A 26,828-nucleotide genomic window follows, 5' to 3' on the forward strand; every position below is an offset into this window, starting at 1 on the left:
GGTTTTCTCCTCAGGGTTGATTGGGAATCGCGCAGCCGCCGTCTCGTCTACGTCTTCAGGTCGCCAAACCCGGCGACGATCTCTTGCACTTCGGGCGAGTAATCGGCCATCTCCTGCACCTGGCGGACCTCGATGATCTCGTTGGCTGAAGCGGGACATTTCTTGGCCCAGGCGATCGCCTCGGCGCGCGAGGCGACCTCGATCATCCAATAGCCGCCCAGGACTTCCTTGGCTTCCGCGAAGGGCCCGTCGGTGACGATGGGCTGGCCGGTCGCAAACGAGACGCGTGCCCCGGTCGACGGCGGGTGCAGCCCATCGAGCGTGATCAGCACGCCTGCGTCCTTCAGCGCCTCGTTGTAGCGCATCATCGCGGCGACGCGCTCGGGATCGAGCTGCAGCTCCGGCGGCGCGTTCTCGTAGCCGAGCGGGATCATCAGCATCATGAATCGCATGGGAGTTCCTTGCTGCTCTCAGTCATTCCGATATGTCCTGCGGGCGGAAACGGCCGGGCCCGCGTCCCCTCCAAGACGAACGGCCTTCTGCCGGGCCGACAGCGGGACAGAAATTATTTCGAGGCCGCAGCGCAGCCGCGGCTGGCGCATTCTGGGCCGCATCGGGCTCGATCGGCTCGGCGAGGCCTTTCATGCCGGAACGAAAGCGCAGTAAAAGGAACCGGCGCTTCGCGCGCTGCTCCCGGACACAGGACAGATCAGCCAATGCCGCAAGCCCCGCAAAAAGTCGCCCTCGTCACCGGTGCCGCCCGCGGCATCGGGCTTGCGACCGCGAAGAAATTCCTGGCCGAGGGCTGGCGCGTGGCCCTGCTCGACATCGAGCACGAACTGCTCGGCCGCGCGGTCGCGGACATCGGCCAGAGCGAGGCGACGCTGGCGCTGACCTGCGATGTCGCCGACGCTGCCGCAGTCGGCACCGGAATGACGACGATCGAGCGGCGGTTCGGCCGCTTGGACGCGCTGGTCAACAATGCCGGCATCGCGGTGTTCGCGCCGCTGATGGAGACGTCGGATGCCGACTGGCGCCGCGTGCTCGAGGTCAACCTCACCGGACCGTTCCTCTGCACCAAGGCCGCGGTGCCCCTGATGCGCGACGGTGGTGGCGGCGCCATCGTCAACATCACCTCGATCTCAGCCGTGCGCGCTTCGACGCTGCGCTCGGCCTACGGCACCAGCAAAGCAGGCCTTGCACACCTTACCAAGCAGCTCGCGGTCGAGCTCGCCTCCCTCAACATCCGCGTCAACGCGGTCGCACCGGGGCCGGTCGACACCGCGATGGCGAAGCAGGTGCACACCAAGGAGATCCGCGCCGACTATCACGACGCCATTCCGCTCAACCGCTACGGCCTGGAAGAGGAACTCGCGGAAGCGATCTATTTCCTGTGCTCGGGCCGCGCGAGCTACATCACCGGCCAAATTTTGGCCGTGGACGGCGGCTTCGATGCGGCGGGCATCGGCCTGCCGACGCTGCGCGGGCAAAGGCGCAACGGGTAGGAACAAGATTTCGTAGGGTGGGCAAAGGCGCAACGCGCCGTGCCCACCATCGATCCCAAATTTGCGGTGCGGATGGTGGGCACGCTACGCTTTGCCCACCCTACGAAAGCGAGTTGGTGGAGAGTTCATGCAACGCATCACCTTTCTCAAAGCTCTGATGCTTGCATCCGCGCTGCTCGCCGCCGCGCCTGCGGCGGCCGAGATCCGCATCATCCAGTCCCCGGGCGGACAGGTCGGGCCGTTCCTCGATCTGTTCGAAAAGGTCCGCGACAGTGGCGAGCGCGTGGTGATCGACGGCCCCTGCCTGTCCGCCTGCACGCTGGTGCTGAGCATCGTGCCGGGCGAGCGCATCTGCGTCACCAAGCGCGCCGTGCTCGGCTTCCATGCCGCACGCTCGGTTGACCGGCGCGGCCGCTTCTATGCCGAGCCGGAAGCATCGGTCGCGGTGCTTGCCGCCTATCCCGGTCCGGTGCGCGACTGGATCAGCCGACGTGGCGGTCTGACCTCGCGGCTGCTGCTGTTGAAGGGGCGCGATCTCGCCGCGATCTATCCGCGTTGCCGCTGATACAGCCGGCAGCCGCCACCGCTTTCAAAACAGCGTCTGGATCACTGGCGCCAGCTTCGCGCTGGCGCAAATGAGCATTCCCCAAAGAGCAAAGTTGATCTGTAGCGCCGCCGCCATCGGTCGCTCCCCTTGCAAGTGACGTCCATCCCAGTTTGTAGCTTTTATGACTCACCAATAACGATTCTGACGTGCAGAGCACAGCCCAATCTTGCGCCAATTGTTGTGCGATGCAGCTCGCTTCACGAAGCGGCCTCACTGCGTCCGCAAAGTGATGCGATAGCACGACTCATATTCGGCCATGCCGGCAAGCTTGTTTTGCCTTGAGTTCCATTGAACCGACGATGCGCGTATCTCACGCAGATTCTGCGCGCCGATTGTGGAGGCAAAAGCCCGGCATGATTCGACACGGCTTGATCGTGCTCACTTTTTGCACAGCGCTGATCGGATGCGCAGAGGCGCCAGCGCAGGAACGCCGCGCCATTGCATGGGATGGCCTCGGCAAGGATCCGAACCGTCCGCATGTGGCCAAGCGGCGCGTCACGACCGGCGCGCCGGCTGCAAGTGATCCCAATCAGGAGCGCGAAAAAGTGCTCGGCACATTGCGCCCCTATTCCGAGGCGTGGTGGGCGGTCCAGGACGAGATACAGGCGGAGAACGACAGGAAGCTGGGCGCCAAGCTCGTGATCTGTCCTCGCTGCGTGGAATCGTCGCCCGAGGACGTCACCGGATCAATCCGGTGAAAGGACAACGGCTGATCGGCGCCTGACGTAACGAAACGTACGTCCCCTCTCCCGCAGCATTGGAGAGAGGGGATCGCAACGTGACGGTCGCGCCCAAAGCGCGATGCGATAGGATAAATCGTCATCGCGCTTTAGGTTGTTGTTTGAGCATGATCTGTTCGGAAAACCGCTTCACACTTTTCCGGATCATGCTCCTATCACATGCCCTCGGCCGGGCAATTCACCATCCAGGGAATGCCGAACTTGTCGACACACATGCCGAAGCCCTTGGCCCAGAACGTCTTGCTGAAGGGCATGGTGACGCTGCCGCCGTCGGCAAGCGCGTTGAACTTGCGCTCACCATCTGCGGGATCCTTGACCGTTAGCGAGATTGCAAAGCCCTGCGGCTTCTGGAAATGCTCGGCCGGCGAGTCGGAGGCCATCAATACCGTGCCGTCCGGCAGTGACATCCGCGCATGCATGATCATCTTCTCGCGGCCGGGCGTAGCCGGCACCTCCGGCGGAGCATCCGATGCGCGCATCATCGCGTCGATCTTGCCGCCGAGAACCTTGGCGTAATAGTTGAACGCTGCTTCGCAATTGTCCTGGTAGAACAGATAGGGATTGAGCATCGTTTCTCTCCTCTTCGTTTGCAGTGAGGCTTATTGCTTCTCGGTGAGCTTCTTCAGGCCGGCGAGGCCGGTCTCGAAATCCTTGCCGATCATGCTGTCCATGTTGAAGAACACCTGCATCAGCTTGGACAGGAACGGGGCCGGACCGTACATTACCCATGTGACGAGTGTGGCATCGCCTTGCGGCACAAAGGTGAACTCGGCGGTGTTGTGGCCTTCGAACGGCCGCTCGAAATCAAGCTTGATGCGGAGCTTGGAGGGCCCGTTCGCCTCCAGGATCTCCATATGGCCGGCGCCGACCTTGTTGTCGCCCTCCCAGGCATAGGTCGCACCCTTCCCTGCCGCGGTTCCGCCGAACGTCCGCTTCATGGCGGGATCGCGGGTCTCATACGGCGACCAGGCGGTCCAGCGATGGAAATCGGCAACCAGCGGATAGATTGCAGCGGCCGGCGCCTTGACGGCGAGCGAGCGTTCCACACGGAACGTGTCGGGTTTCGTCAGGGCGAAGACGAGGACCGCGGCAAGGCCGGCGGCGAGAACGATGGCGATGACGGCAATGGCTTTCAGCATGGATGGCTCTCCGTGGATACGGAGCCTAGGACGAACGGGGGAGGCCCCGGCCCGACAATGGGACAGAAATTCTTTGGCGCACTGCGCACCCCACGTCATGGCGTGGAAACAGACGGGCCTACTTCGCCTTGGCGCTTTCCTTTGCCTTCGGCTGGCTGTCCCGGATCAGGCGATCGAGATGCATGCGGATGTGGGCGGCTTCGGCCGAGGTGTTGGCGAGCGCGATGGCGCGGTCGAAGGCGATTCGGGCTTCGTCGTTGCGGCCGAGCTGCATCAGGAAGGCGCCGCGCACGCCGTAGAAATGGAAATAATTGGCGAGCTTCGGCGCCAGCGGCTCGATCAGCTCGAGCGCGGCCTGCGGCCCGCGCACCTTGGAGACCGCGACCGCCCGGTTGAGCGTCACCACCGGCGAGGGCTGCACCACTTCGAGCGCGCCGTAGAGCAGGTCGATCTCCGTCCAGTCGGTCTCCTCCGGCGTCGCCGCGCGCGCATGCAGGGCGGCGATCGCGGCCTGAATCTGGTAGGGCCCGCTGCGGCGGTGGCGCATCGCCTTGTCGATCAGCGCGAGGCCCTCCGCGATCATGGTGCCGTTCCACAAGGAACGATCCTGATCGTCCAGCAGGATCAGCGACCCGTCCGCGGCAAAGCGCGCCGCGCTGCGCGCGTGCTGCAACAGGATCAGCGCGGTCAGGCCCATGATCTCCGGCTCGCTCGGAAACAGCCGCAGCAGCAGCCGCGCCAGCCGGATCGCCTCCTCGCACAGCGGCTTCCTGATCTCCGCGGTGTCACCGCTCGCCGAATAGCCTTCATTGAAGATCAGGTAGATCATCGCCGCGACGCCGGCGAGCCGCTCAGAGCGCTCGACCGCGCCCGGCGCCTCGAACGGCGTCCCGGCCTCGGCCACCTTTGCCTTGGCGCGCGTGATGCGCTGCTCCATCGCCGCTTCCGAGACCAGGAACGCGCGGGCGATCTGCTTCACCGTGAGGCCCGAGACGATGCGCAGCGCCAGCGCGATCTGCTGCGTCGCCGGCAGTCCTGGATGGCAGCAGATGAACATCAGCCGCAAGATGTCGTCGCGATAGTGCGAGCCGTCGAGCCGCTCGGCCAGTTCGCCTTCGGCGTCGTCGAGATCGGAGATCGCCTGGTCGTCCTCAGGCAGCGGCTGCTGCCTGCGCGCGCGTCGCACTTCGTCGATCGCGACGTTGCGGCCGACCATGATCAGCCAGGCCGCGGGATCGCGCGGCGGCCCATTCTGCGGCCAGGTCTTGAGCGCGCGCAGGCAGGCGTTCTGAAACGCCTCCTCGGCGGTGTCGAGATCGCGGAAATAGCGCAACAGCGCGCCGACCGCCTGGGGTCGCGCCGAAGTCAGCGCAGTCTCGATCCAGGCGGTATCGGCCTCGCTCACGTCAGGTTTCCTCCGGGCCGGAATACGCCGACGGGACGCACCTCATAGGCGCCGCCGGGATTGGCGGCACCCAGCTCGCGTGCGACGTCGAGCGCGTCGTCGAGATTCTTGCAGTCGACGATGTAGAAGCCGAGCAGCTGCTCCTTGGTCTCGGCATAGGGGCCGTCGAGCACCAGCGGCGGATCCTCCTTGCGCAGCGTCGCCGCCGCGGTCGTCGGCAACAGCCGCGCCACCGGCCCGAGTCGACCCTGCCTGGTGAGCTTCTCCTGCACCACGGTGAGCTTCTTCATCACGGCCTCGTCCTGTTCCTTGCTCCAGGAGCCGACGAAATCCTCATCGTGATAGCAAAGAATGGCGTAAAGCATGGGCAGCACTTCCCTCGTCTGTTCTGAAGACGCGCCAATATGCCCCGCCCCGACAGCGCTGCGGAAAAAATTTGCAAGAAAAATCCGGCAGATCGTGCCAAGGAGGACCTTCTTGCGCGGAACCTGAAGAGGCACTTCGAATGACCATGGGCACACTGGCCGTCCTGATCAACAGCACGCAGCAGAACTGGCTGCCGGAGCGCTGGAAGGCCCGCTTCGACGCGGTCTGCGGGGGACGCCGCGTGGTGCTGCTGCCGGACGCCGGGCTCGATCCGGCGGAGGTGCATTATGCGGCGGTGTGGAAGCCGGTGCCCGGCGATCTCGGTGCGTTCCCCAATCTGCGGGCGATCTTCAACCTTGGCGCCGGCGTTGACGCGCTAATGGCGGACAAGAGCCTGCCCGAGGTGCCGCTGGTGCGCGTCGCCGTGCCCGATCTCACCAATCGCATGACCGAATATGTCATGCTGCACGTTCTGATGCATCACCGCCAGGAGCTTTACCTGCGGCAATCGCAGCGCGAGAAGCGCTGGGAGCCCAGATATCAGTGGCCGGCCAGCGCGGTCACGGTCGGCGTCATGGGATTGGGCACGCTAGGCGCCGATGCGGCCGACGTGCTGCGGCGGCTCGGCTTCCGCGTCGCCGGCTGGAGCCGCAGCCCGCGCACGATCGAGGGCGTCGAATGCTTCCATGGCGCCGCCGGAATGGACGCGTTCCTGCGCAAGACCGATATCCTGGTCTGCCTGCTGCCGCTGACATCAGACACGCACGGCATTCTCAACCGCGAGGTCTTCGCCAAGCTCAATCGCATCAGCCCGCTCGGCGCGCCGGTGCTGATCAATGCAGGCCGCGGCGGCCTGCAGAACGAGGCCGATATTCTCGCCTGCCTCGACGACGGCACGCTCGGCGCCGCCTCGCTCGACGTCTTCGTGCAGGAGCCGCAGCCGAAGGACAGCCGGTTCTGGACCCACCCCAAGGTGGTGTTGACGCCGCACAATGCCGCCGACACCGACGCGGATGCGATCTCGGCCTATGTCGCCGAGCAGATCGCCCGGTTTGAGGCGGGCGGCGCGCTGGAGAACGTGGTGGACCGAAAGCGGGGATATTGAAGCTTCGCTTCCAGCTTATCCTTTGGCGCCGATCATCACGTCGATCGCGCTCTTGACGATCGCCTCCAGCTCCTTGCGCGGCACGCGGGCGCGGGAGCGGATGGCGATGGTGTGGATGGTGGCCGATGCGATCTGTGCCAGCGCGAACGGATCGGCGCTCTCCGGCAGCTCGCCTTTCTCCTTGGCGCGGCGGAAGCAACTGGCAAAGGCCTTGTCGAGCCCGGTGAGGCCGTCCAGCACCATGGCGCGGATCTCGGGATCGCCGACCGCCTCGGAGGCCGCGGTCACGACCGTGAAGCAACCGCGCGGTCCGGTGTCGCCGGACAGATAGATGTCCAGCGCGGCTGCGTAGATGCGCTCCAGCCGCTGGCGCAGCGGCATCTCCTCGCGGAAGATCGCGACCATCGCCGCGCCCGCCTCGTCGCGGTAGCGCTGATAGCTCTTGATGTAGAGCTCGCGCTTGTCGCCGAAGGCGCCGTAGAGGCTCGGCCGGTTCATGCCGGTGGCTGCGCTGAGATCGTCGAGCGAGGTGGCCGCGAAACCCTGCTTGCGGAACAGATCGAGCGCCTTGCCGAGCGCGATATCGGGCTCGTAGGCGCGCGGACGGCCGCGGCGCTTAGGCCCACCGCGACGCTCGGACTCGCCGCGACGCTCGGGCTGATTGGCAGCAGCTGGCGGCTTCGATTTTTGTACCATTCCGCAAGTTATTCCTTGACCTCACCCATATTATGCAAGATGGTACAAAAATCAATCTGGCCAGGTTGAGCGACACCCAAAGAGGAATTGCCCAAGGAGGCTACAGATGGATCTCTATTTCTCGCCGCTTGCCTGCTCGATGGCGACACGCGTCGCGCTGTATGAAGCCGGCGCCGAGGCGAACTACCTCGAAGTCGATCCGCCGACCAAGAAGGTCTTGAGCGACGGCTCCGACTTCCGCACCGTGAATCCGATCGGCCTCGTGCCGACGCTGCGCACCGATGAAGGCATGGTGCTGACGGAGAACGCTGCGATCCTGCAATATGTCGCGGACCGTTTCCCGCAAGCCGGCCTCGGCGCGAGCGCCGGCATCGAGCGCACCCGGCTGCATCAATGGCTCTGCTTCATCGGCACCGAGCTGCACAAGGGCCTCTTCATCCCCATGCTCGACCGCAAGGCGCCGCAGGAAGCCAAGGCCTATGCCCTGGAAAAGAACCTGTCGCGGCTCGACTATCTCGACAATTACCTGAAAGGACGCGAGTTCCTGCTCGACCATTTCAGCGTGGCCGATGCCTATCTCGTCACGGTCATCAACTGGACCATGGCGACGCCGCCGATCGAGCTTGCGAAATGGCCAAACCTGAAGGCGTATCACGAACGGCTGCGTCAGCGACCTTCGATTGCCAAGGCGATCGCGGAGGAGTTCGAGCTGTACAAGGCCGAGCTCGCGCGGAAGAAGGCGGCGGCCTGAAGCCGCACGCGAGCTCCGTAATCGCGCGGCAGCGCGCTATCTCGGCGCCTGCAGCGCGATGCCGTAGCGGCGGTAGATCCGGTCGATCGTGCCGTCGCTGCGCAGCCGCTCCACGGCTGCGTCGATGGCTTCGCGCAACGCATCGTCCGGGCGGACCATGCCGACGCCGACATTCCAGTTCAGATCGGCCGTGCTCTCGTCGCGATCGAGGATCCGGAGCGGTTTGTCCGGATGGGTCAGATTGAAATAGCTGGCGGCGGTGGGCGTGACCGCGGCGGCGTCGATCTCGCGGATCGACACGGCCTCCAGGCTGTCGCTCTCGAAGCCGAAGGTCGATATCGGCACGCGCCGCTGACCGATGATCATGGCTGCGATCGATCCAACCTGCACGCCCACCTTGGTCGATTCGTTGAGGCTGGCGAAGGACGTGAGCGTGCTGGATGACGGCACGGCGAGCGCGACGCCTGTGCGATAATACGGTTTGGAGATTCTCAGACGGGTTTCGCCTTGCGCTTCGCGATCGGCGATGACGTCCAGGAGAATGTCGCAGCCGGCGCTGCGCATCTGGTACTGCGTGATGATCCAGTCGAGCCGCAGCGAGACACCGAGCTCGCGTGCCAGCACCCGACCGAGTTCGACCTGGAAGCCGGGCGGATCGCCGGTCTTGTGCGCGAAGGGAAGCGAATTGGGATGTGCGCAGAGCCCGATCACGCCGCTGGAGCGGATCGCCTCCAGGGGGCGCGCCGCCGCCTGCCCCGACAGGACGATGGCGGCAGCGACGATGACCGGGGCAAATGTCTTCATTCCACACTCTATGCTAGTCAGCCGTCGCGCGGTTTCAGGGCGCGGATGTACTTGACCATCTGGTCGATCTGGGCGTCGGTGAAGGCGCCGTCAAAGGCCGGCATCGCTCCTTGCTTGCCGAGCTTGATGCGACTGCGGATATAGTCGTCGTCGCGCGGCGAATTCATCAGTTGCGGCCCCTTCCCAGCGGCCCGGCCACCGTCGGAGTGACAGAAGCCGCAAGTCCCCGCAAACACCTGCTCGACCTCGAACGCCGCGTTCTCCGGCGCGGGTGTGGCGGATTGGGCCTGGGCCATCGCAGCCCACAGCAACGAGGCGCCCAGCCCCGCCAAAATCGTCTTGCAAGACAGTCTCAACAGCTACGCTCCATTCCTGAGCCACGCGGCCGCGACATCGATCGAGGAGCGGGCTTGCGCCCGCTCCATGATCAGAACATCTGCGGCAGACTATTTCAGGCTGAAGACGACCAGGGCGCCGTCGTCACGCGGCATGCTCTTGTAGACGCCGCCGAAGTTCGGCGCATATTCGTCCGCCAGCATCCCGCCGAAGCCCGCCGTCACCGCGATATATTGCTTGCCGCCGACGGAGTAGCTGACGATCCCGCCCTGATGGCCGGTGCCGTTGTTGTGCCTCCATAGCTCGGCGCCAGTTTCGGCATCATAGGCGTGCAGCACGCCACGCGAATCAGGCACGAAGACGAGGTTGCCTGCGGTCGACAGCACGCTTCCGAGCGGAGGCTCGGGATAGCGAACCTCCCATTTCTTCGCGCCCGTGATGGGATCGCGCGCGTCGAGATGTCCGTAGATCTCGCCACCCGGAGGAGGCACCATCTTGAAATCGGCACCGATGTTGAGCTGGACCTGCGGCGTGGTGACCGGCGTCGTCTTCTGGATATCCAGCGTCATGCACCATTCCTGTCCGATCTTGTAATAGAGACCGGTCTTGGGGCTGTAGGAGCCGGCGTTCCAGCTGATGCCGCCGCCGATGAACGGACACAGCGGCGGTTCGGTGACCTTGCCGACCGGGAAATCGCGACGGCCGATCAGGGCGCCGGTCTTGGGATCGATGTCCTTGACGAAGTTGATGTTCTCGACCAGCCGCCAGACGTTCTTCACTTTGAGATTGCGGTCGTAGACGAAGACAAAGCCGCCCTTGTTCGGATGGACCACGTATTTCTGGCCATCACGCTCGAGCATCACGAATTCGCCGACCGAGCTGTCGAAGTCCCAGGCATCGTGCGGCAGTTCCTGATGGTAGAATTTCAGCTTGCCGGTATCGATGTCGAGCCCGATCACCGAGCTCGTATAGAGGTTATCGCCGGGACGCGCCCCCTGGGTCTTGTAGTCCGGACCCGACCAATCGTAGAGCGGCGCCGGATTCGCAGTGCCCCACAGGACAGTGTTGGTCTCGGAATCGTAGGTGCCCGGCATCCAGCCGCCACCACCGCCGGTGCGCCAGGACTCGTTGCCCCAGGTCTTCATCGCCTCTTCGGTGCCTGCGACCGTGAGGAACTCCCACTTCTTCTTTCCGGTTGCGGCATCGAGCGCGAAGATCGGGCCGCGGCCCGGCCATTCGCCGCCTTGCGCGCCGATGATCACGCTGCCCTTGGCGTAGAGCGGCGCGCCGGTGAAGCCGACCGTCAGCTTCTGCGAGTCGATCAGCCTGGTCTCCCAGAGAACCTTTCCGGTCTTGGCGTCCAGCCCGAAGACACGACCGTCCATGGTGCCGACGAAGACCTTGCCTTCGCCGAGAGCGACGCCGCGGTTATAGGGCGAGTGGGTCTGGCGGCTGATCAGCGCTTCATCCAGCTCCGGAAAGAACGACCAGATCACCTCGCCGCTGGCGCCGTTCAGCGCGAAGACCCGGCTGTAAGAGCCCGAATAGTACAGCACGCCGTCGGCGACGAGCGGCATCGACTGCAGGCCGCGCGTCGATCGCCCGGGAATGTGCATCCATGCCACGCCCAGATTGCCGACATTGCTCGTATTGATCTGTGTAAGCGGGCTGTAGTGATGGGATTTGTACGAACCGTGATAGGTGAGCCAATCGTTCTGGCCGGCGGCCTCGATCCGGGCCGTATCCACGGACTGAGCCAATGCCGCCGTCGCTGCAAGTGTCGCAACGACAACGACAGCCAAGGCCGAGCTGAGCCACTGTTTCCTCATTTGCACTTCCTCCCGCTCTTGTGTTTGTTGATTGCGTCTCGTGAATGCGGCTTGCGAGGGGTATTTGCAGTTCAGTGTGCGTCGATCGTCCTCCATCGGACCGAATCGTCAACAGACGTCCCCTCTCTCGGCGCATCGCGCCGAGGAGCCACGTTCACTGGAGTGGTTGCTGTTGTACTTCTGCTTGCCGTTACACTGTACGACGGATCACAGGGCGTGCAAATATGGAATGCGCGCCGAAGTCAATTCGATGCAGCGCGACTTGAAACGGCAACGACGCTGACCGTTTTTGCTTTCGCTCCGCCGATCCCGGAACAAGTCGTCTTATCCGTAAAGCACCTTCGGCAGAATCGTGACGATGCCCGGCCACAGCGTCAGCAGCAGCACGAATCCGATCATGATCATGAGGTACGGCATCGTGACGCGGGCGATATAGCCGAGACCGTCGTCGGTCAGCCCCTGGATCACGAACAGGTTGAAGCCGACGGGCGGCGTGATCTGCGCCATCTCCACGGCGAGCACAAGGAAGACGCCGAACCAGACCTCGTCGAAGCCGGCACCCTTCACGATCGGCAGCACGATCGGCAGCGTCATCACGATCATCGAGAAGCCGTCGAGGAAACAGCCGAGCACGAGATAGAAGACGATCAGCGCCACGATCAGCATGAACGGCGACAGGCCGAGGCCCTTGACGAACGCGGCCACCGCCTGCGGGATGCCGAGGAAGGCCGCGGCATTGCCGAGGATCGAAGCCCCCAGCACGATCAGCGCGATCATCGAGCAAGTGACGACCGAGCCGATCAAGACGTCGCGGATCACCTGCTGCGACATTGCGCCTTGCGCCCAGGCAACCAGGGCCGCGCCGAGCACGCCGACCGCGGCAGCTTCCGAGGGCGTTGCGAGCCCGCCATACATCGAGCCGAGCACGCATGCGATCAGAAACAGCGCCGGCGCGAGATCCTTCAGTGCTGTAAAGCGCTCGCTCCACGGCACCTGCGAGAGCTTGGCTTCGGTCTCGGGCACCATCGCGGGTTTGAGGGTGGTGTGCAGCATCACCCAGGCCATGAACGTCGCGGCCAGCAGGAAGCCCGGCAGCACGCCGGCGGTGAACAGCTTCAGGATCGAGACGTCGCCGAGCACGCCGTAGATGATCATGATGTTGGAGGGCGGGATCAGGAAGCCCAGCGTGCCGGCGCCGGCGAGCGAGCCGATCGCGATGTCACGGGAATAACCTCGGCGCGTGAGCTCGCTGAGCGACATGCGGCCGATCACCTGCGTCGTCGCGGCCGACGAGCCCGAGATCGCCGCGAAGATGGTGCAGCCGATCACGTTCACATGCAGCAGGCGCCCGGGCAGCAGCCCGGCCCAGGGCGCCAATCCCTGAAACAGGGAGCGTGACAGACGGGTGCGGAATAGCAACTCGCCCATCAGGATGAACAACGGCAGCGCCAGCAGCTCCTGCGTGGTCAGGATGTTCCAGGCGTATTGCGGCAGCAGCTTGTCGAGCGGGACCGAACGGAACATCGCGAGCAGCAGCGTCGCGGTCAGCGCAAGCGTGAGGCCGATCCAGACGCCGCAAGCTAGCAGCACAAACAGGATCGCGAACAGGGCGACGACTTCGATGGTCATGCGATCTTGGATCCGGATGCGGGCAAGGCGGTCATTCGACGGGCGAGGCCTTCATGCGATGGTCCTCCAGCGGCAGGCCGAGCGCGGCCTGGATCGCACGCGCGAGGAACTGCAGCGTCAGCAGCAACATGCCGAAGGTGACGATCGCTTGCGGAAACCACAGCGGCGTGTCGCTCGAGGTCGAGACCTGGCCGCGCACGAAGGCGCTCCAGGCGAATTTCGCCATGGCCATGGTCAGGAACGCCATGAAGGCGAAGCCGGCCGCCGCCGAGAGGATCTCGAGCGCGCGCTGCACCGGCACGGGTGCGTTCTTCAGGAGCAGCACGACGCGGATGTGGCCGCCGACGCGCAGCGTCATGGCGGCACCGAAAGTGAAGGCCGCCGCCATCAGATAGGAGGAATATTCCCACGCGATCGAGATGGTCGGCGGGAAGAACGGCAGGAAGTTCGAGAGGAAGCGGGTTGCGACCTCGCACAGCATCAACAGCGTCAGCATCAGGAGACAGAAGCCGCCGATCCAGCCGTCGAGCCGGCCGAGGCGATCGATGCCGTCGAGGACGATGCGCAGCGGCGCAGGCGCCGCCGCGTTGAGGCTTTGCGATGCTTCAGGCGAAAGGCTCACCACGCCTCGTCCTCAGCCGCGCTTAATTTCGGCGAGATAGGCCCGCACCGGCTGGTCGGCCGCCGGCACGCGCTTGAGGAAGGCATCCAACTGCGGCGCGGTCTTGGCCCGGATGTCCTTCATCATGGCGTCCGAGACCGGCACCACCTCCATGCCGCCTTCCTTAAGGCGGTTGAGGCTGTCGACATCGGCCTTGAGCGAATTGGCCCAGAAGCCGGGCTCCATCTTCGCCGCGATGTCAGCGACCAGCTTCTGTTGATCGGCGCCGAGCGCCTTCCAGGCATCGAGATTGACGGTGAGCATCTGCGACGACCAGACATGGTTGGTCGGGTAGACGTATTTCAGGAACTCCCAGAACTTGCCGTCGACGCCGGACACCGACGAGGTGGAGACCCCGGCCACCGCGCCGGAGGCGAGTGCGGGGATCGTTTCGCCCCAGGGGATCATCACCGCCGCCATACCGATGGCATTGAGCATCTCGACCGCGTTCTTGTCGGGCACGCGGATCTTGATGTTCTTGAGGCCCTCGACGTCGGCGACCTTCGCCTTCAGATGCAGATATTGCGTCGGCCACGGCACGATGTAGAGGATCTTCTGATTGTTACGCGCGGCGATCTTCTCGTATTCGGGCCGCACATATTTGTGCAGCACCTTGAGCTCGTCCACGGAGCCGCAGAGGAAGGGGATGCTCTCGACGCCCATGAAGGGCTCGTCGCCGACCTGCTGGATGTTGAGGACGTCGGCGAGCGGCACCAGGCCGTCGCGCACGGCCCGCAGGTGCTCGGGCCCCTTGAAGCCGAGCTGGCCGCCGGCCTTCACGGTGATGGCGACCGCACCATTGCTTTGCTTCTTCACTTCCTCCGCGAAGGACATCGCGTTCTGGGTGTGGAAATTGCCGTCGGGCCAGACCGTCGACATATCCCAGCTCGTTGCCGCCCGTGCGCGAGTCGAGATGTGGCCGGCGGCGAGCAGCGTCGCTGCGCCCACAGTGAAGTTCCGTCGCGTAATCATTGCTCCCCTCCGTTTACCGAGCGTGTTGATGCATCAACGCGCGTACCCATAGACCTTGACTGCGTTCTCCGAAGACACGAGACCGCTTGCGACGTCGTCGTTGACGGCCGCGCGATCGCGCTCCCTGGGATCGCCGATGCCGGCACCGCCGGGCGTCAGCACGACCAGCCGGTCGTCCGACGGCACCTGCTGAAAGCCCTTGCCGCGCAGCTTCTTGCCGGACTTCAAACCGACATAGCCGGCCTCGCCGTTCTGGCCGCCGTCCCGCCCGCGCGGCGGGTGGTCGATGCGGTCGAACGCGGCGAGGATGTCGAACGGCGCATCGACCCCGCTGCCGACTTCGATGATCTGGCCGAGGCCGCCGCGGGTGCGCCCTGCCCCGCCGGAATCCGGACGCAGCTCCTTGCGCCAGAAGATCAGCGGCGTCTGCGTCTCCGCGATCTCGACCGGCGTGCCGCGCACGCCGCTTGGGTAAGCGGTCGCCGACAGCCCGTCCTTGCCGAAGCGCGCACCGGTGCCGCCGTTGGAGGTGACTGCCATCGAGAACCCGTAATTGCCGCCGGCGCCGGAGCGGGTCTGGCCGCGCACGTTGAGATTCCACAGGCAGGAGGTGCCTTCCGCAGGCACGCGCTCGGGAATGATCTGGCGCAGGCAGCCGAACACGACGTCCGGCAGCATCTGGCCGATGACGTGGCGCGACGCCACGGGCGCCGGCTTTGGCGCATTGAGGATGGCACCAGCCGGCGCCGACACCGTCAGCGGCGAGAGCGAGCCGGCATTGTTCGGGATCTGCGAGGCGACGACGCAGCCGAGGCCGAACACGGTGTAGGCGGTGGTGTAGGACAGCGGCACGTTGATGCCGAATTTTGACGCGGCGGAGGTGCCGTCGAAATCGACGTGGATGCCGGTATCCGAGATGGTCAGCGTCGCCGCCAGCGTCACCGGCGCATCATAACCATCGACCACCATGGTGTTGCGCCAGCTGCCCTTCGGCAGCTTTGCGATCTCCGCGAGCACGGCCTCGCGCGAGCGGTCGCAGATGTAGTCGCCGAGCTCGTCGAGCGTGTCGATGCCGAACTCACTCATCATCTCGACCAGGCGCTCGCAGCCGACGTCGTTGCAGCCGGCGAGCGAATAGGTATCGCCCTCGGTGTCGATCGGCAGCCGCGTGTTGGTGCGGATCATCGCCATCAGCGTCTCGTTGACGACGCCCTGGTCGATCAGCTTCAGCATGGGGATGTAGAGCCCCTCCATGAACACGTCGGTGGCGTCGGGCCCGAAGCCGATGCCGCCGATGTCCATGAGATGGCTGGTGCAGGAGAACAGTGCGACGACCTTGCCGTCCTTGAAGCAGGGCGTGGTGACGACGAAATCGTTGAGATGACCGGTCCCCATCCAGGGATCGTTGGTGATGTAGGCATCGCCCTGCTTCATCGTCTCGATCGGGAAGTGAGCGATGAAGTGCTTGACCGATTCCGCCATCGAGTTGACGTGGCCGGGTGTGCCGGTCACTGCCTGCGCCAGCATCCGCCCCCTGAGGTCGAACACGCCGGCCGAGAGGTCGCCGCATTCGCGCACGATCGGGCTGAAGGCGGTGCGCAAGAGCACCTGCGCCTGCTCCTCGACCACGGCGATCAGCCGGTGCCACATGATCTGAAGGTCGATCAGGCTCGCGCCATTTGCCTTGCTCATGATCAGGCCGCCTTTCGTTCCATGACGATGCTGCCGGCACCGTCGATATGGGCGTCGAAACTGGTGGAGACGAAGGTCGAGGTTTCGTCTTCCGCGATCACGGCGGGGCCTGCGATGGTCGCCCCTGGCGCCATGTCCTCGCGCCGATAGAGCGGGATCTCGATCACTTCGCCGGCCCGGCCGTCGAAGAATTTTCGGCTGCCGGACGCCTTGGCCGCGGGCTGGCGCGCCACGGAAGCGACGGCGGGCGGATTGCGCGCCTCGGTGGTCGCGAGCACCGACCAGCTCAACACCTCGATCGCCGCGCCCGGGATCGGTCGCTCGAACATCGCCGAATAGTCGGCCTCGAACTTTTGCCGCAGACCGGCGAGATCGGCCGTCGTCAGCGGACGGTTCGGCAGCTCGACGGTGATCTCGTGGCCCTGGCCGACATAGCGCATGAAAGCCGCGCGGCGCTCGCGCACCGGCGCGCCGGCCGCGCCCGGCTCGACCAGCGCGCGCGCTTCGGTCACCATGTCCTGAAGCAAGTCAGAGACCGCCTCGGTATCGAAATCATCGAGCCGGACGTGACGGCTGCGCACCAATTCATACGCGATGGGAGCCGCCAGAAATCCGACCGCCGAGCCGACGCCGGCGTTCGAGGGCACGATCACGCGGGAGACGCCGATCTTCTCGGCAACGCGCGCCGCATGCAGCGGCGCGGCGCCGCCGAAGGCGATCAGCGTGTGCTGGCCGACCACCGCGCCGCGCTCGACAGCGTGCACGCGCGCGGCGCTCGCCATGTTCTCGCAGACCACCTCGTGCACGGCATAAGCCGCTGTTTCCGCCGACAGGCCGAGCGGCGCACCGACATCGCGCAGCAGCGCCTGTTTCGACAGCTCCGGATCGAGCTTGATCGTGCCGGCCGCAAAGGCGTCAGGATCGATCATTCCGAGCGCAACGTCGGCATCCGTCACCGCGGGGCGCTGACCGCCGCGGCCATAGCAGGCCGGTCCCGGCTCCGACGAGGCGCTCTCCGGGCCGACGGTGACGCGCTTCATCGCGTCGACATGGGCGATCGAACCGCCGCCGGCGCCGATCTCGACCATCTCGATCACGGGGATGCGCACCGGCAGGCCGGAGCCCTTGAGGAAGCGCGCGGCGCGATCGACCTCGAACACGCGCGAGGTCTCGGGCTGGTATTTCTCGATCAGGCAGATTTTCGCGGTGGTGCCGCCCATGTCGAAGGACAGCACCTTGCTCTCCCCGAGTCGCGCCGCGATCTGCGCCGCGAAGATCGCGCCGCCGGCCGGCCCGGATTCGACGAGACGCACCGGAAAGCGCCGCGCGGTCTCGATCGAGGTGACGCCGCCGCCTGAGGTGACGAGGTAGATCGCGCCGCGGAACTGCTCGACCTGCAGGGCGTCGGCCATGCGGGCGAGATAACCGTCGATCAGGGGTTGCACATAGGCGTTCGCGACCGCAGTCGATGTGCGCTCATACTCGCGAATTTCGGGACAGACGGCGGAAGACACCGTCACGGAGATGCCGGGCATCTCCTCGGCCATGATCGCCGCTGCGCGTCGTTCGTGCTCGGGATTGGCGTAGGAGTGCAGGAAGGCGACCGCGACGCTTTCGACGCCGAGTTCACGCAATTTCGGCGCGAGCGCGCGCACGGCCGTCTCGTCGAGCGGGAGGCGGACGGCGCCGTGGGCGTCGATGCGCTCGGGCACGGTGAAGCGGAGGCCGCGCGGCGCCAGCGGCTTCGGCTTGTCGATGCTGAGATCGTACTGGTCGTAGCGGCTCTCGGTGCCGATATCGAGCACGTCGCGAAAGCCTTCGGTTGCGATCAGCGCCGTCTTGGCGCCGCGCCGCTCGATGATAGCGTTGGTCGCAAGCGTCGTGCCGTGGATGAAGACGTCGATATCGCTGATATGCGCGCGCGCATCGGCAAGAATGAGCCGCATGCCGTCCAGCACCGCCTGCTCGGGCCGCTGCGGCGTCGTCAGCACCTTGCGGGTTTTGCGGTCTTGTCCCACGTCCAGCACGATGTCGGTGAACGTGCCACCGATATCAACGGCAAGCCGCACCTCGGCTCCCTCGAGCATTCCAATTTCTCCGTGCTGATCGTCAAGTTCGGGTCCAAAAGCACAGCAATTCCCGTGCCATGAGGCATGCCTGCAACGCTGTGCCCGGCTATTTTGCGCGGCACCCATGCAATAGGCAAGGCGTGTTCGCGCCTGAGCGATCAGAGCAGGAATGCAAGCGCCGCTTCACAGCGCTCCTCAACCTTCAGCGTCAGGAGATCGTCGGCGCGCGTGCGGCCGAGATTGACCGCGGCGATGGGGATATTGCGCCGCGCGGCGGCTTGGACAAAGCGGAAGCCGGAATAGACCATCAGTGACGAGCCGACGATCAGCATGGCATCGGCTTCTGCCAGATGATCCTGCGCCGTGGCCACCACCTCGCGCGGCACGTTCTCACCGAAGAACACCACGTCGGGCTTGAGGATGCCGCCGCAGGCTTGGCAAGGTGGCACCTCGAAGGAGGAAAAATCCTCGTGCTCCAGATCGGCGTCGCCGTCGGGTGCATCGGCGGCATCGAGCGTCAGCCATGCCGCATTGGCGCGGCCGAGCGCGTGCTGAAACTCCTCGCGCGACGTCTTCGCCCCGCAGCCCATGCAGCGGACCAGATCGAGCCGGCCGTGCAGGTCGATCACCTGCCGATGGCCGGCCGACTGATGCAGCCGGTCAACGTTCTGGGTCAGCAGCATCCCGCACCGGCCGTTCGCCTCGAGCCGGGCCAGCGCGCGATGCGCATCGTTGGGCCTCGCCCGGCCGAACCGCCGCCAGCCGATCAGGCTGCGCGCCCAATAGCGCCGGCGGGTCTGCTCGTCCGACATGAAGGCCTGGAAGTTGACGGGCTGGGTCCGCTTCCAATTGCCCTGGCTGTCGCGATAGTCGGGAATCCCGGAATTGGTGCTGCAGCCGGCGCCCGTCAGCACGAACAGGCGTTCGTGCCGGCCGATGAAATCCTGGAGCGGAGGTTTTGCCGGAGGGGCATTCGTCATGGCGCATGATGTAGTTCGCGCCGGCCCGTTTTGCCAGATGACGACAATCCCGGCGCATGGCGGCCGCATAGCCGCTATCGCGGCGACCGCCGTCCCGTGAGATCGAGCGGACGAGCTTTCTCTTGTCCCGCGATCCGCGCGGCCTGCTGCAGCGTCAGCCTGAACTCGTCCCGCTTCTCGTGCACCGAGGCGATCGCATGCCCGACTGCAACGCCGAGGCCGACCAGTGCGGCTTCGGAGAGCTGCAGGCTCGCCTCGATGGTTTCCGGCACCGCATCGGTTGCGCCGATCGCGTAGAGGTGCCGGGCATGATCGGCGTCCCGCGCACGCGAGACGATCAGCACGTCCGGCCGCACCGCCCGGATCCGCTCGACGACGGCATCGATCGCCGGCCGCGACTGGATGGTGATGATCACGCCGGTCGTCTGCATCAAGCCGCAGGCTTCGAGGAAACCCGGCTCCGTCGCATCGCCAAAATAGACCTTGTGACCGTCGCGGCGGTCGCGCGCCACGTCGACGGCCGCGTGATCGACCGCGATGTAGTTCAGGCCATGGCTGGTCAGCAGGGAGCAGACGACCTTTCCAACACGGCCATAGCCGACCACGATGGCTTGCGCCCGGTCGCCGGGCGGCCGGACCGCGAGCTCGGGATCGGGCGTGCGTTCGCTGCTCAGCTTCGCGGCCAATCGTCGCCCGAGCATGCCCAGAAGCGGCGTCAGGGCCATCGTCACGGCGGTGACGGCGACGGCAAAGCTCGACACGCGGGGCTCGATCATGCCTCCGGCCGCCGCCATTCCGATGCTGACGAAGGCGAATTCGCCGACGGGGCCCAGCAGGAAGCCGATCTCGATCGCCGCCGGCCATGACAGCCTGAAGAGGCGCCCCAGGATGATGAGCACGATCGCCTTGCCGACGAGAATGCCGACGACGGCGGCCAGCAGCCAGCCGGGGTCGCGCAGGAACACGCGGACGTCGATCGCCATCCCGACGGTGAAGAAGAAGATGCCCAGCAGCAGGCCCTTGAACGGCTCGACGGTGGCCTCGATGGCCTTGCCATATTCGGTTTCCGCCAGCATCAGTCCTGCAACGAAGGCTCCGAGCGCCATCGACAGGCCAGCCTGGTGGGCGGCAAGCCCTGCGCCGACGATGACGAACAAGGTCGCGGCAACGAACAACTCCGTCGAATGGGTGCCTGCAACCATCTGGAAGAGCGGACGCATCAGCAGCCGTCCGACCAGAGTGAGGAAGGCTACCGCCAGCACAGCCTTCAGGACCGCACTGGAGATGTGCGCCACGACCGAGCCACCGCTTCCCGCGCCGAGCACCGAGACGAAAACCAGAATGGGGACGACTGCGAGGTCTTGAGCCAGCAGCACCGAGAAGCTGGCGCGCCCGGCCGAGGTGGAAAGCCGCCTCTCGGCGGACAGGAGCTCGAGCACGATCGCCGTCGAGGACAGCGCAAGGCTCGCGCCGAGGATCACGGCCGTATCGGAGCTCTGCCCGAAGAGAAGCGCCACGCCGAAAATCATGGCCGATGTCGCGAGGACTTGCAGGCCGCCGAGCCCGAACACTAGACGCCGCATCGTCATGAGCCGTCTGAAAGACAGCTCGAGCCCGATCAGGAATAGCAGGAACACGATGCCGAGATTGGCGATACCCTCGACGTTCTGGGCGTCCGTCACGGTGAACCAGTACAGGACCGGGACGTCCTTGACGAGCGAGCCGAGCCCGAGCGGACCGAGAATGGCGCCGGCCCCGAGATAGCCCAGCACGGGATTGATGCCCCAATGCCGGACCATTGGCACCACCACGCCGGCAGTCCCGAGCACCACCAGCGCGTCACTATAGGCATTGATGTTGATGGTTGTGGTCACGGGCCCTTCACGTGTCGGCGCCCGCCAATAGCGGCAGCGCCATCCACGGTCGATAGCACACGGCGCCGCAGATCCCCAACCGGTCGCGCCCCTCTATCCCACGCGAGGCGCGCGCAACCCCAAGCCGGTTTTCAGCTTGCCCAGTTCTCCCGAAACTCTGGAAACAGCGTCAGGCCCCCGCAGGCATAGATAGTCTGCCCGGTGATGTAGCTGGCGTCGTCCGAGGCGAGGAAGGCGAACACCGCGGCGATCTCTTCCGGCGTGCCGACGCGCCCCATCGGAATGTGGGAGGTGACGACGCCGCGCTTCTCCGGATCGCCGGTCCAGGCCGCATTGATCGGCGTGTCGATCGCGCCGGGACCAACCGCATTGACGCGGATGCGCTGGCCGGCGAATTCCAGCGCCAGCGTGCGCGTCAGATTGGCCATGCCGCCCTTGCTGATCGAGTAAGCGAGATAGCCGGGTTTGGGGATGATCTGGTGGACGCTGGAGCAGTTGATGATGCTGCCGCCTGCCCCGCGCGCGACGAAATGCGCCAGCGCCTTCTGCGCACACAGCACGGCGCCGTTCAGGTTGACGTCGATGATGCGGCGATAGGTTTCGACGTCGAGCGCCTCGCTCGGCGATTCCCGCTGGAAGCCGGCATTGTTGACGAGACAGTCGAGGCGGTTGAAACGCGCCAGGACCGTCTCGAACATCGCGGCGATGTCCTGCTCATTGCCGATATCGGCCTTGACGACGATATGGTCGAGCCTGCCGTGGCCGCGATCGCTCGATGCGGTTCGTGCGAGCGCGAGCGTCTCGTCCGCCCCCTCGGGACTGCCGAAATAATTGATGGCGACGGTCGCGCCTTCCTGGGCGAGCCGGATGGCGACGGCACGGCCGATGCCTTGTGAGGCGCCGGTCACCAGCGCGTACTGGCCGACGAGGCGCGAGGGAAACGGGGTCGAGCGTTCGGTTTGCGGCATGTGTTTTCTCCGGGATGCATCATCATGGATGGAACCGGCGTTTTGTTCCATCCCTCGCAGATGCCGGGATCTAGTCAGCTCGCTGCGCGCGCGGCGAGGTTAAGATCTGATAAAGGATGATCGCGCCGAAGGTCGCGGTGCCGATGCCGCCGATCGTGAATGCACCGAATTTGAGCGTGAGATCGCCGGCCCCTGCGATCAGCGCCACCGCGACCGTGATGAGGTTCGCAGGATTAGCGAAGTCGACCTTGTTCTCGACCCAGATTCGTCCGGCCATCGCCGCGATCAATCCGAACAGCACGATCGAAAGCCCCCCGATGACGGGACCCGGGATGGACAGGATGAGCGCGCCGAATTTCGGCGAGAAGCCGAGCAGGATCGACACCAAGGCTGCGAACGCAAACAGCAGGGTCGAATAGACCTTGGTCGCCGCCATCACGCCGATGTTCTCGGCATAGGTGGTGACGCCGGTACCACCGCCGCACGCCGCCACGATGGTAGCTAAGCTGTCGGCGAACAGGGCGCGGCCAAGATAAGAATCGAGGCTTCGGCCGGTCATGGCGCCAACGGCCTTGATGTGCCCGAGATTCTCGGCAACGAGAATGACGGCAACCGGCGCGATGAGGAAGATCGCATCGGCATGGAAGCTCGGCGCAGTGAAGTTCGGCAGCCCGAGCCACGGCGCGGCCGACAATTGCGTGAAGTCGATCGGCTTGCCAAAGCCGAGGCCGTTCGCGAACAGCAGGTAGAGGAGATAGCCGCCGACCGCCCCGAGGATGATCGGTAGGCGGCGCCACAGGCCTGGTGCTGCAACGGCGACCACGCCGATGATCAAGACGGTGGCGAGGCCGATCCAGGTGTCGAATGCATTGGCGCTCACCGCCTTGACCGCCACCGGCGCGAGATTGAGGCCGATCGCGGCGACGACGGCGCCGGTAACGGCCGGCGGCAGCAGCCGCTCGATCCAGCCGACACCGGACCACATCACGACCAGCGAAATCAGGCCATACAGCACTCCGGCGCCGACGATGCCGCCGAGCGCAACCGACAGGTTCGGGTTCGGCCCCTGCCCGGCATAGCCGGTGGCGGCGATGACGACGGCGATGAAGGCGAAGCTCGAGCCGAGATAACTAGGCACGCGCCCGGCGACGATGACGAAGAAGATCAGCGTGCCGACGCCGGAGAACAGAACTGCAACGTTGGGATCGAACCCCATCAACAGCGGCGCGATGATCGTCGCACCGGACATCGCGACGCAATGTTGAAGACCCGAGACGATGGTCTGGCCCCAGGACAGCCGCTCCTCCGGCATAATCACGCCCGAGGTCTTGAGCTTCCAACGTGGAAAATAACTCTGCTCGTCCGAGCCTGTTGCGATCGTCATGTTCCCACCCAAGTTCGACGCAACGACCGATGGTCGTGCCAACAGACAAAAATGTGATTGTCGCTTCTGCGGCGCCCATCACATGATGCAAATCATGCACGATCAATCCGTTCCCGAGCCTACATTATGACACAGATTGCGATCCCGTCAGCCATCCAGCGCCGGCACCAGCCCTGGTACAAGATCCTCTACGTCCAGGTGCTGATCGCGATCGCACTCGGCGTGCTCATCGGCTATGTCTATCCCGATCTCGGCAAGGCCTTGAAGCCGCTCGGCGACGGCTTCATCGCGCTGATCAAGATGATGATCGCGCCCGTGATCTTCTGCACCGTGGTGCACGGCATCTCCTCGATGGGCGATCTGAAGCGGGTCGGCCGGGTCGGGCTGAAATCGCTGATCTATTTCGAGACGGTCTCGACCGTGGCCCTCGCGGTCGGCCTTCTGGTCGGCGAGATTCTCCAGCCCGGGCGCGGCTTCAACATCGATCCGGCGACGATCGACCCGAAATCGGTGGCGACCTACGTCACCAAGGCCCACGAAGAGGGCATCGTAGCCCACCTGATGGCGATCATTCCCGACAGCTATCTCGGGGCGATCGCGCGCGGCGACCTCTTGCAGGTGCTGCTGATCTCGATTCTCTCCGGCTTCGCCATCGCCTTTCTCGGCAAGGCCGGCGAGCCCATCGCGGACGCGATCGACAAGGCGGCGAAGATGTTCTTCGGCATCATCCGCATCATCGTGCGCGTCGCGCCGATCGGCGCCTTCGGCGCCATGGCGTTCACCGTCGGCGCCTACGGCCTCGGCTCGCTGCTCAATCTCGCCGCGCTGATCGGCACGTTCTATCTGACCAGTATCCTGTTCGTGCTGATCGTGCTGGGTTCGATCGCCCGGCTCGCCGGCTTCTCGATCCTGCGCTTCATCGCCTATATCAAGGACGAGCTCTTGATCGTGCTCGGCACCTCGTCCTCCGAGACCGTGCTGCCGCAGATGATCCAGAAGATGGAGCATCTCGGCGCCTCACGCTCCGTGGTCGGCCTCGTCATCCCGACCGGCTACAGCTTCAACCTCGATGGGACCAACATCTACATGACGCTCGCGACGCTGTTCCTGGCGCAGGCGACCAACACCCATCTGACCATCTGGCAGGAGCTCGGCATTTTGGGCATCGCTATGATCACCTCCAAGGGGGCCTCGGGCGTGACCGGCGCCGGCTTCATCACGCTCGCTGCGACGCTGTCGATCGTGCCTGATATCCCGATCCAGTCGATCGCGATCCTGGTCGGCATCGACAAGTTCATGAGTGAATGCCGCGCGCTCACCAACCTGATCGGCAATGGCGTTGCCTGCGTGGTCATCAGCATCTCCGAAGGCGAGCTCGACCGCGACGCGCTGCACGAGACCATGGCGCATCCGCTGGAGATCGGCGAGGCGCTGGAGCCGGGTGGAGGCGCGGCATCCTAGGCCGCGCAATCGGTGGGCAGACGAAGCCTGGTTCCGATGCGGTAGTTTCCCGGAGTAGAAAATCGATGCGGCCCGCGTCACAACAATGGCGTTGGGATCACGGATTTATACTCATTTTTTTCCGCCCGACGCGCTGGGGGCAGGGCGTCGGGCTTTTGAAAATCACAGCCAGATCCAGAGCGCCAGGCGGGATCAGACGATCCCGCCATCGATGCGCGGCAAATTGGCGGCAAGTTCGATCCGCCGCGTGATCCCGATCGCCTGCAGGAACGCCTCGTCATGGCTGACGACCAGCAGTGCGCCGTCATAGGCCCGCAAGCCGGCCTCGACGGCTTCGATGGACTCGAAGTCGAGATGATTGGTCGGCTCGTCCAGGATCAGCAGCGACGGCGGCGGCTGCCCGCCCAGCACGCAAGCGAGGCCCGCGCGGAAGATTTGCCCGCCGCTCAGGCTCCCGGCGATTTGCAAGGCGGCATCGGCGCGAAACATGAACCGGGCCAGCGCGGCATGGCACTCGTTCGCACCGGCCTTCGGATTGAGACGCCGAAAATTGTCCAGGATGGAGCGCGCCGGGTCGAGCAGGCTGACCTTCTGGTCGAACAACGCGAAATCCGGCCTGAGCCGCACGATGCCCGCAAGCGGACGCAGCTCGCCCACGATGAGCTTCAGCAGCGTCGTCTTGCCGGAGCCATTGGGCCCGACCAGCGCGACGCGCTCCGGCCCGACCACCGCAAATGAGAGGTCGCGCACGACAGGCTGCTCCGGCCAAAAGCCAGCGCTGACACCGTCAAGCCAAAGCACCTCCCTCCCCGCCGGCAGGTCGGTTGCGGGCAATTTGACCGAGAGCGGCTGAAGAACCTCGACGCGCCGGCGCGCCGTGTCGATGGCTTGAAGCGCTTCCGCGCGCTGCCGCTCGGCGATTTGTGCATTCTTGCCGCCGGTGTCCTCGCTGCGATCCTTGCGGGCGCCGGCCAGGATGCGCGGCATGTCGCCCTTGGCGCGCTTCTTTCTGCCGCCGCTGTCCTTGCGCGCTTTCTTCTCCGCGGCCTCCCGCGCCCTCCCGTCGATCTCGGACAGCCGGTTCTCGGCAAGCGCGAGATCGTGCCTCACAGCCGCGAGCTCGATGGCCTTCTGCGTTCGAAAGCTGCTCCAATTGCCACCATATCGCGTCGCGCCGAGCGACGTCAGCTCGACGATCGCATCCATGGTGTCGAGCAGTGTCCGGTCGTGGCTGACGATAATCGCGCCGCCGCGCCAGGCAGCCAGCAGATCGGTGACGGCCTTGCGTCCGTCCTGGTCGAGATTGTTGGTGGGCTCGTCCAGCAGCAGGAAGTCAGGCGCAGCGAACACCAGCGCGGCGAGACGAACCCGCGTGATCTGGCCACCGGACAGGCACGACAGCGCCGTATCGGGAGACGGATCGAACCCGAGGCGCGCCAACGCGGCCTCAAGCCGCGTCTCGAGCGTCCAGTCGACCGCAGCGACCTCGTCGGCGGAGGCGTCGCCCCGCTCGGCACGGCGCAGCAACTCGAGCGCCGGCCGCACGCCGAACAGATCCGCCACGGTCCCGCCGGCAAGAACCTGCACGTCCTGGCGTAACAAGCCGATAGTGCCGTTGATCAGAACGCGTCCCGACTGAGGAATATGTTCACCGAGCATCGACGCAAGCAGCGTCGTCTTGCCAACGCCGTTACGGCCGACGAGACCAGTTCGCTCGGCGCCGAATGTCAGATCGAGGTTTGAGAAGAGAGAGCGCCCGTCAGGCGTGGACAGCGACAGGTTCGACAGGATGATTGAAGCAGGCATGGAATTCCCCGTGAGCAAGGCGGATGGGCGTTGCGGTCGGGGTGAAATC

General features: G+C 65.1%; 25 protein-coding genes. 6 read left to right on the top strand and 19 right to left on the bottom strand.

The window, feature by feature from the left end:
* Positions 1–47: 47 nt before the first annotated feature.
* Positions 48–452: a YciI family protein gene (locus I6F16_RS13580; RefSeq protein WP_035998515.1), complete on the bottom strand. Its 405-nt coding sequence runs from the start codon at positions 450–452 to the stop codon at positions 48–50.
* A 264-nt stretch (positions 453–716) separates the two neighbouring features.
* Here I6F16_RS13580 and I6F16_RS13585 point away from each other — a divergent pair, with 264 nt between their 5' ends.
* The 3 genes from I6F16_RS13585 to I6F16_RS13595 all read left to right on the top strand — a co-directional run bounded on the left by I6F16_RS13585 (position 717) and on the right by I6F16_RS13595 (position 2,810).
* The gene (locus tag I6F16_RS13585; protein ID WP_225112961.1) at positions 717–1,505 is read left to right on the top strand and encodes an SDR family oxidoreductase; all 789 of its coding nucleotides are present in this window, start codon (positions 717–719) and stop codon (positions 1,503–1,505) included.
* Between the two features lie 127 nt (positions 1,506–1,632).
* Positions 1,633–2,070, top strand: coding sequence for a hypothetical protein (locus I6F16_RS13590; RefSeq protein ID WP_035998510.1), 438 nt, complete (start codon positions 1,633–1,635; stop codon positions 2,068–2,070).
* A gap of 395 nt (positions 2,071–2,465) precedes the next feature.
* Positions 2,466–2,810, top strand: a complete 345-nt coding sequence (locus I6F16_RS13595; RefSeq protein WP_035998508.1) for a hypothetical protein — start codon at positions 2,466–2,468, stop codon at positions 2,808–2,810.
* Between the two features lie 197 nt (positions 2,811–3,007).
* Here the strand turns inward: I6F16_RS13595 and I6F16_RS13600 are convergent, their stop codons facing one another.
* The 4 genes from I6F16_RS13600 to I6F16_RS13615 form a co-directional block, all read right to left on the bottom strand.
* The gene (locus tag I6F16_RS13600; RefSeq protein WP_035998505.1) at positions 3,008–3,421 is read right to left on the bottom strand and encodes a VOC family protein; all 414 of its coding nucleotides are present in this window, start codon (positions 3,419–3,421) and stop codon (positions 3,008–3,010) included.
* A 30-nt stretch (positions 3,422–3,451) separates the two neighbouring features.
* Positions 3,452–3,991, bottom strand: a complete 540-nt coding sequence (gene kdpF, locus I6F16_RS13605; protein WP_225112962.1) for a K(+)-transporting ATPase subunit F — start codon at positions 3,989–3,991, stop codon at positions 3,452–3,454.
* A 118-nt stretch (positions 3,992–4,109) separates the two neighbouring features.
* A complete protein-coding gene (locus tag I6F16_RS13610; RefSeq protein WP_035998501.1) occupies positions 4,110–5,396 on the bottom strand; it encodes an RNA polymerase sigma factor in 1,287 nt (428 codons plus the stop codon).
* Positions 5,393–5,761 (bottom strand): YciI family protein, encoded by a 369-nt coding sequence (locus I6F16_RS13615; RefSeq protein WP_035998498.1) that lies wholly within the window; start codon positions 5,759–5,761, stop codon positions 5,393–5,395. The genes I6F16_RS13610 and I6F16_RS13615 overlap by 4 nt, the downstream gene beginning before the upstream one ends.
* A 140-nt stretch (positions 5,762–5,901) precedes the next feature.
* Here I6F16_RS13615 and I6F16_RS13620 point away from each other — a divergent pair, with 140 nt between their 5' ends.
* Complete coding sequence (locus tag I6F16_RS13620; RefSeq protein ID WP_035998496.1) at positions 5,902–6,867, top strand: glyoxylate/hydroxypyruvate reductase A; 966 nt, start codon at positions 5,902–5,904, stop codon at positions 6,865–6,867.
* 15 nt (positions 6,868–6,882) lie between these two features.
* Here the strand turns inward: I6F16_RS13620 and I6F16_RS13625 are convergent, their stop codons facing one another.
* Complete coding sequence (locus I6F16_RS13625; RefSeq protein ID WP_035998494.1) at positions 6,883–7,563, bottom strand: TetR/AcrR family transcriptional regulator; 681 nt, start codon at positions 7,561–7,563, stop codon at positions 6,883–6,885.
* Positions 7,564–7,669: 106 nt separating this feature from the next.
* Between I6F16_RS13625 and I6F16_RS13630 the strand changes: the two genes are divergently transcribed.
* Positions 7,670–8,314 (top strand): glutathione binding-like protein, encoded by a 645-nt coding sequence (locus I6F16_RS13630; protein ID WP_035998492.1) that lies wholly within the window; start codon positions 7,670–7,672, stop codon positions 8,312–8,314.
* A gap of 36 nt (positions 8,315–8,350) precedes the next feature.
* Here the strand turns inward: I6F16_RS13630 and I6F16_RS13635 are convergent, their stop codons facing one another.
* The 12 genes from I6F16_RS13635 to I6F16_RS13690 all read right to left on the bottom strand — a co-directional run bounded on the left by I6F16_RS13635 (position 8,351) and on the right by I6F16_RS13690 (position 23,512).
* Positions 8,351–9,118 (bottom strand): transporter substrate-binding domain-containing protein, encoded by a 768-nt coding sequence (locus I6F16_RS13635; protein WP_225173814.1) that lies wholly within the window; start codon positions 9,116–9,118, stop codon positions 8,351–8,353.
* Positions 9,119–9,135: 17 nt separating this feature from the next.
* A complete protein-coding gene (locus tag I6F16_RS13640) occupies positions 9,136–9,450 on the bottom strand; it encodes a cytochrome c (RefSeq protein ID WP_225112963.1) in 315 nt (104 codons plus the stop codon).
* 114 nt (positions 9,451–9,564) lie between these two features.
* Positions 9,565–11,283 (bottom strand): PQQ-binding-like beta-propeller repeat protein, encoded by a 1,719-nt coding sequence (locus I6F16_RS13645; RefSeq protein ID WP_035998486.1) that lies wholly within the window; start codon positions 11,281–11,283, stop codon positions 9,565–9,567.
* A gap of 324 nt (positions 11,284–11,607) precedes the next feature.
* Positions 11,608–12,912, bottom strand: a complete 1,305-nt coding sequence (locus tag I6F16_RS13650) for a TRAP transporter large permease subunit (protein ID WP_035998483.1) — start codon at positions 12,910–12,912, stop codon at positions 11,608–11,610.
* Positions 12,913–12,943: 31 nt separating this feature from the next.
* The gene (locus tag I6F16_RS13655; RefSeq protein ID WP_035998480.1) at positions 12,944–13,537 is read right to left on the bottom strand and encodes a TRAP transporter small permease; all 594 of its coding nucleotides are present in this window, start codon (positions 13,535–13,537) and stop codon (positions 12,944–12,946) included.
* 9 nt (positions 13,538–13,546) lie between these two features.
* Positions 13,547–14,545, bottom strand: coding sequence for a TRAP transporter substrate-binding protein (locus I6F16_RS13660; protein WP_035998477.1), 999 nt, complete (start codon positions 14,543–14,545; stop codon positions 13,547–13,549).
* A 33-nt stretch (positions 14,546–14,578) separates the two neighbouring features.
* Positions 14,579–16,237 carry a hydantoinase B/oxoprolinase family protein gene (locus I6F16_RS13665; RefSeq protein ID WP_225173815.1) on the bottom strand — a complete coding sequence of 553 codons (1,659 nt, stop codon included), beginning with the start codon at positions 16,235–16,237 and terminating at the stop codon, positions 14,579–14,581.
* A 2-nt stretch (positions 16,238–16,239) separates the two neighbouring features.
* Complete coding sequence (locus I6F16_RS13670) at positions 16,240–18,324, bottom strand: hydantoinase/oxoprolinase family protein (RefSeq protein ID WP_035998471.1); 2,085 nt, start codon at positions 18,322–18,324, stop codon at positions 16,240–16,242.
* 140 nt (positions 18,325–18,464) lie between these two features.
* Positions 18,465–19,286: an NAD-dependent protein deacetylase gene (locus I6F16_RS13675; protein WP_035998466.1), complete on the bottom strand. Its 822-nt coding sequence runs from the start codon at positions 19,284–19,286 to the stop codon at positions 18,465–18,467.
* Between the two features lie 74 nt (positions 19,287–19,360).
* Positions 19,361–21,160 carry a cation:proton antiporter gene (locus I6F16_RS13680; RefSeq protein WP_225112964.1) on the bottom strand — a complete coding sequence of 600 codons (1,800 nt, stop codon included), beginning with the start codon at positions 21,158–21,160 and terminating at the stop codon, positions 19,361–19,363.
* Positions 21,161–21,291: 131 nt separating this feature from the next.
* Positions 21,292–22,128 (bottom strand): glucose 1-dehydrogenase, encoded by an 837-nt coding sequence (locus tag I6F16_RS13685; protein WP_225112965.1) that lies wholly within the window; start codon positions 22,126–22,128, stop codon positions 21,292–21,294.
* A 70-nt stretch (positions 22,129–22,198) separates the two neighbouring features.
* Positions 22,199–23,512, bottom strand: coding sequence for a solute carrier family 23 protein (locus I6F16_RS13690; RefSeq protein WP_225112966.1), 1,314 nt, complete (start codon positions 23,510–23,512; stop codon positions 22,199–22,201).
* 126 nt (positions 23,513–23,638) lie between these two features.
* Between I6F16_RS13690 and I6F16_RS13695 the strand changes: the two genes are divergently transcribed.
* On the top strand, positions 23,639–24,973 hold the full coding sequence (locus I6F16_RS13695; RefSeq protein ID WP_035998454.1) for a dicarboxylate/amino acid:cation symporter: 1,335 nt from the start codon (positions 23,639–23,641) through the stop codon (positions 24,971–24,973).
* Between the two features lie 192 nt (positions 24,974–25,165).
* Here I6F16_RS13695 and I6F16_RS13700 read toward each other — a convergent pair whose 3' ends face one another.
* On the bottom strand, positions 25,166–26,779 hold the full coding sequence (locus I6F16_RS13700; protein WP_225112967.1) for an ABC-F family ATP-binding cassette domain-containing protein: 1,614 nt from the start codon (positions 26,777–26,779) through the stop codon (positions 25,166–25,168).
* Between the last annotated feature and the right edge of the window lie 49 nt (positions 26,780–26,828).

It is taken from the genome of Bradyrhizobium sp. IC4060, assembly GCF_020193715.1.
GTDB classification, from domain to species: domain Bacteria; phylum Pseudomonadota; class Alphaproteobacteria; order Rhizobiales; family Xanthobacteraceae; genus Bradyrhizobium; species Bradyrhizobium yuanmingense.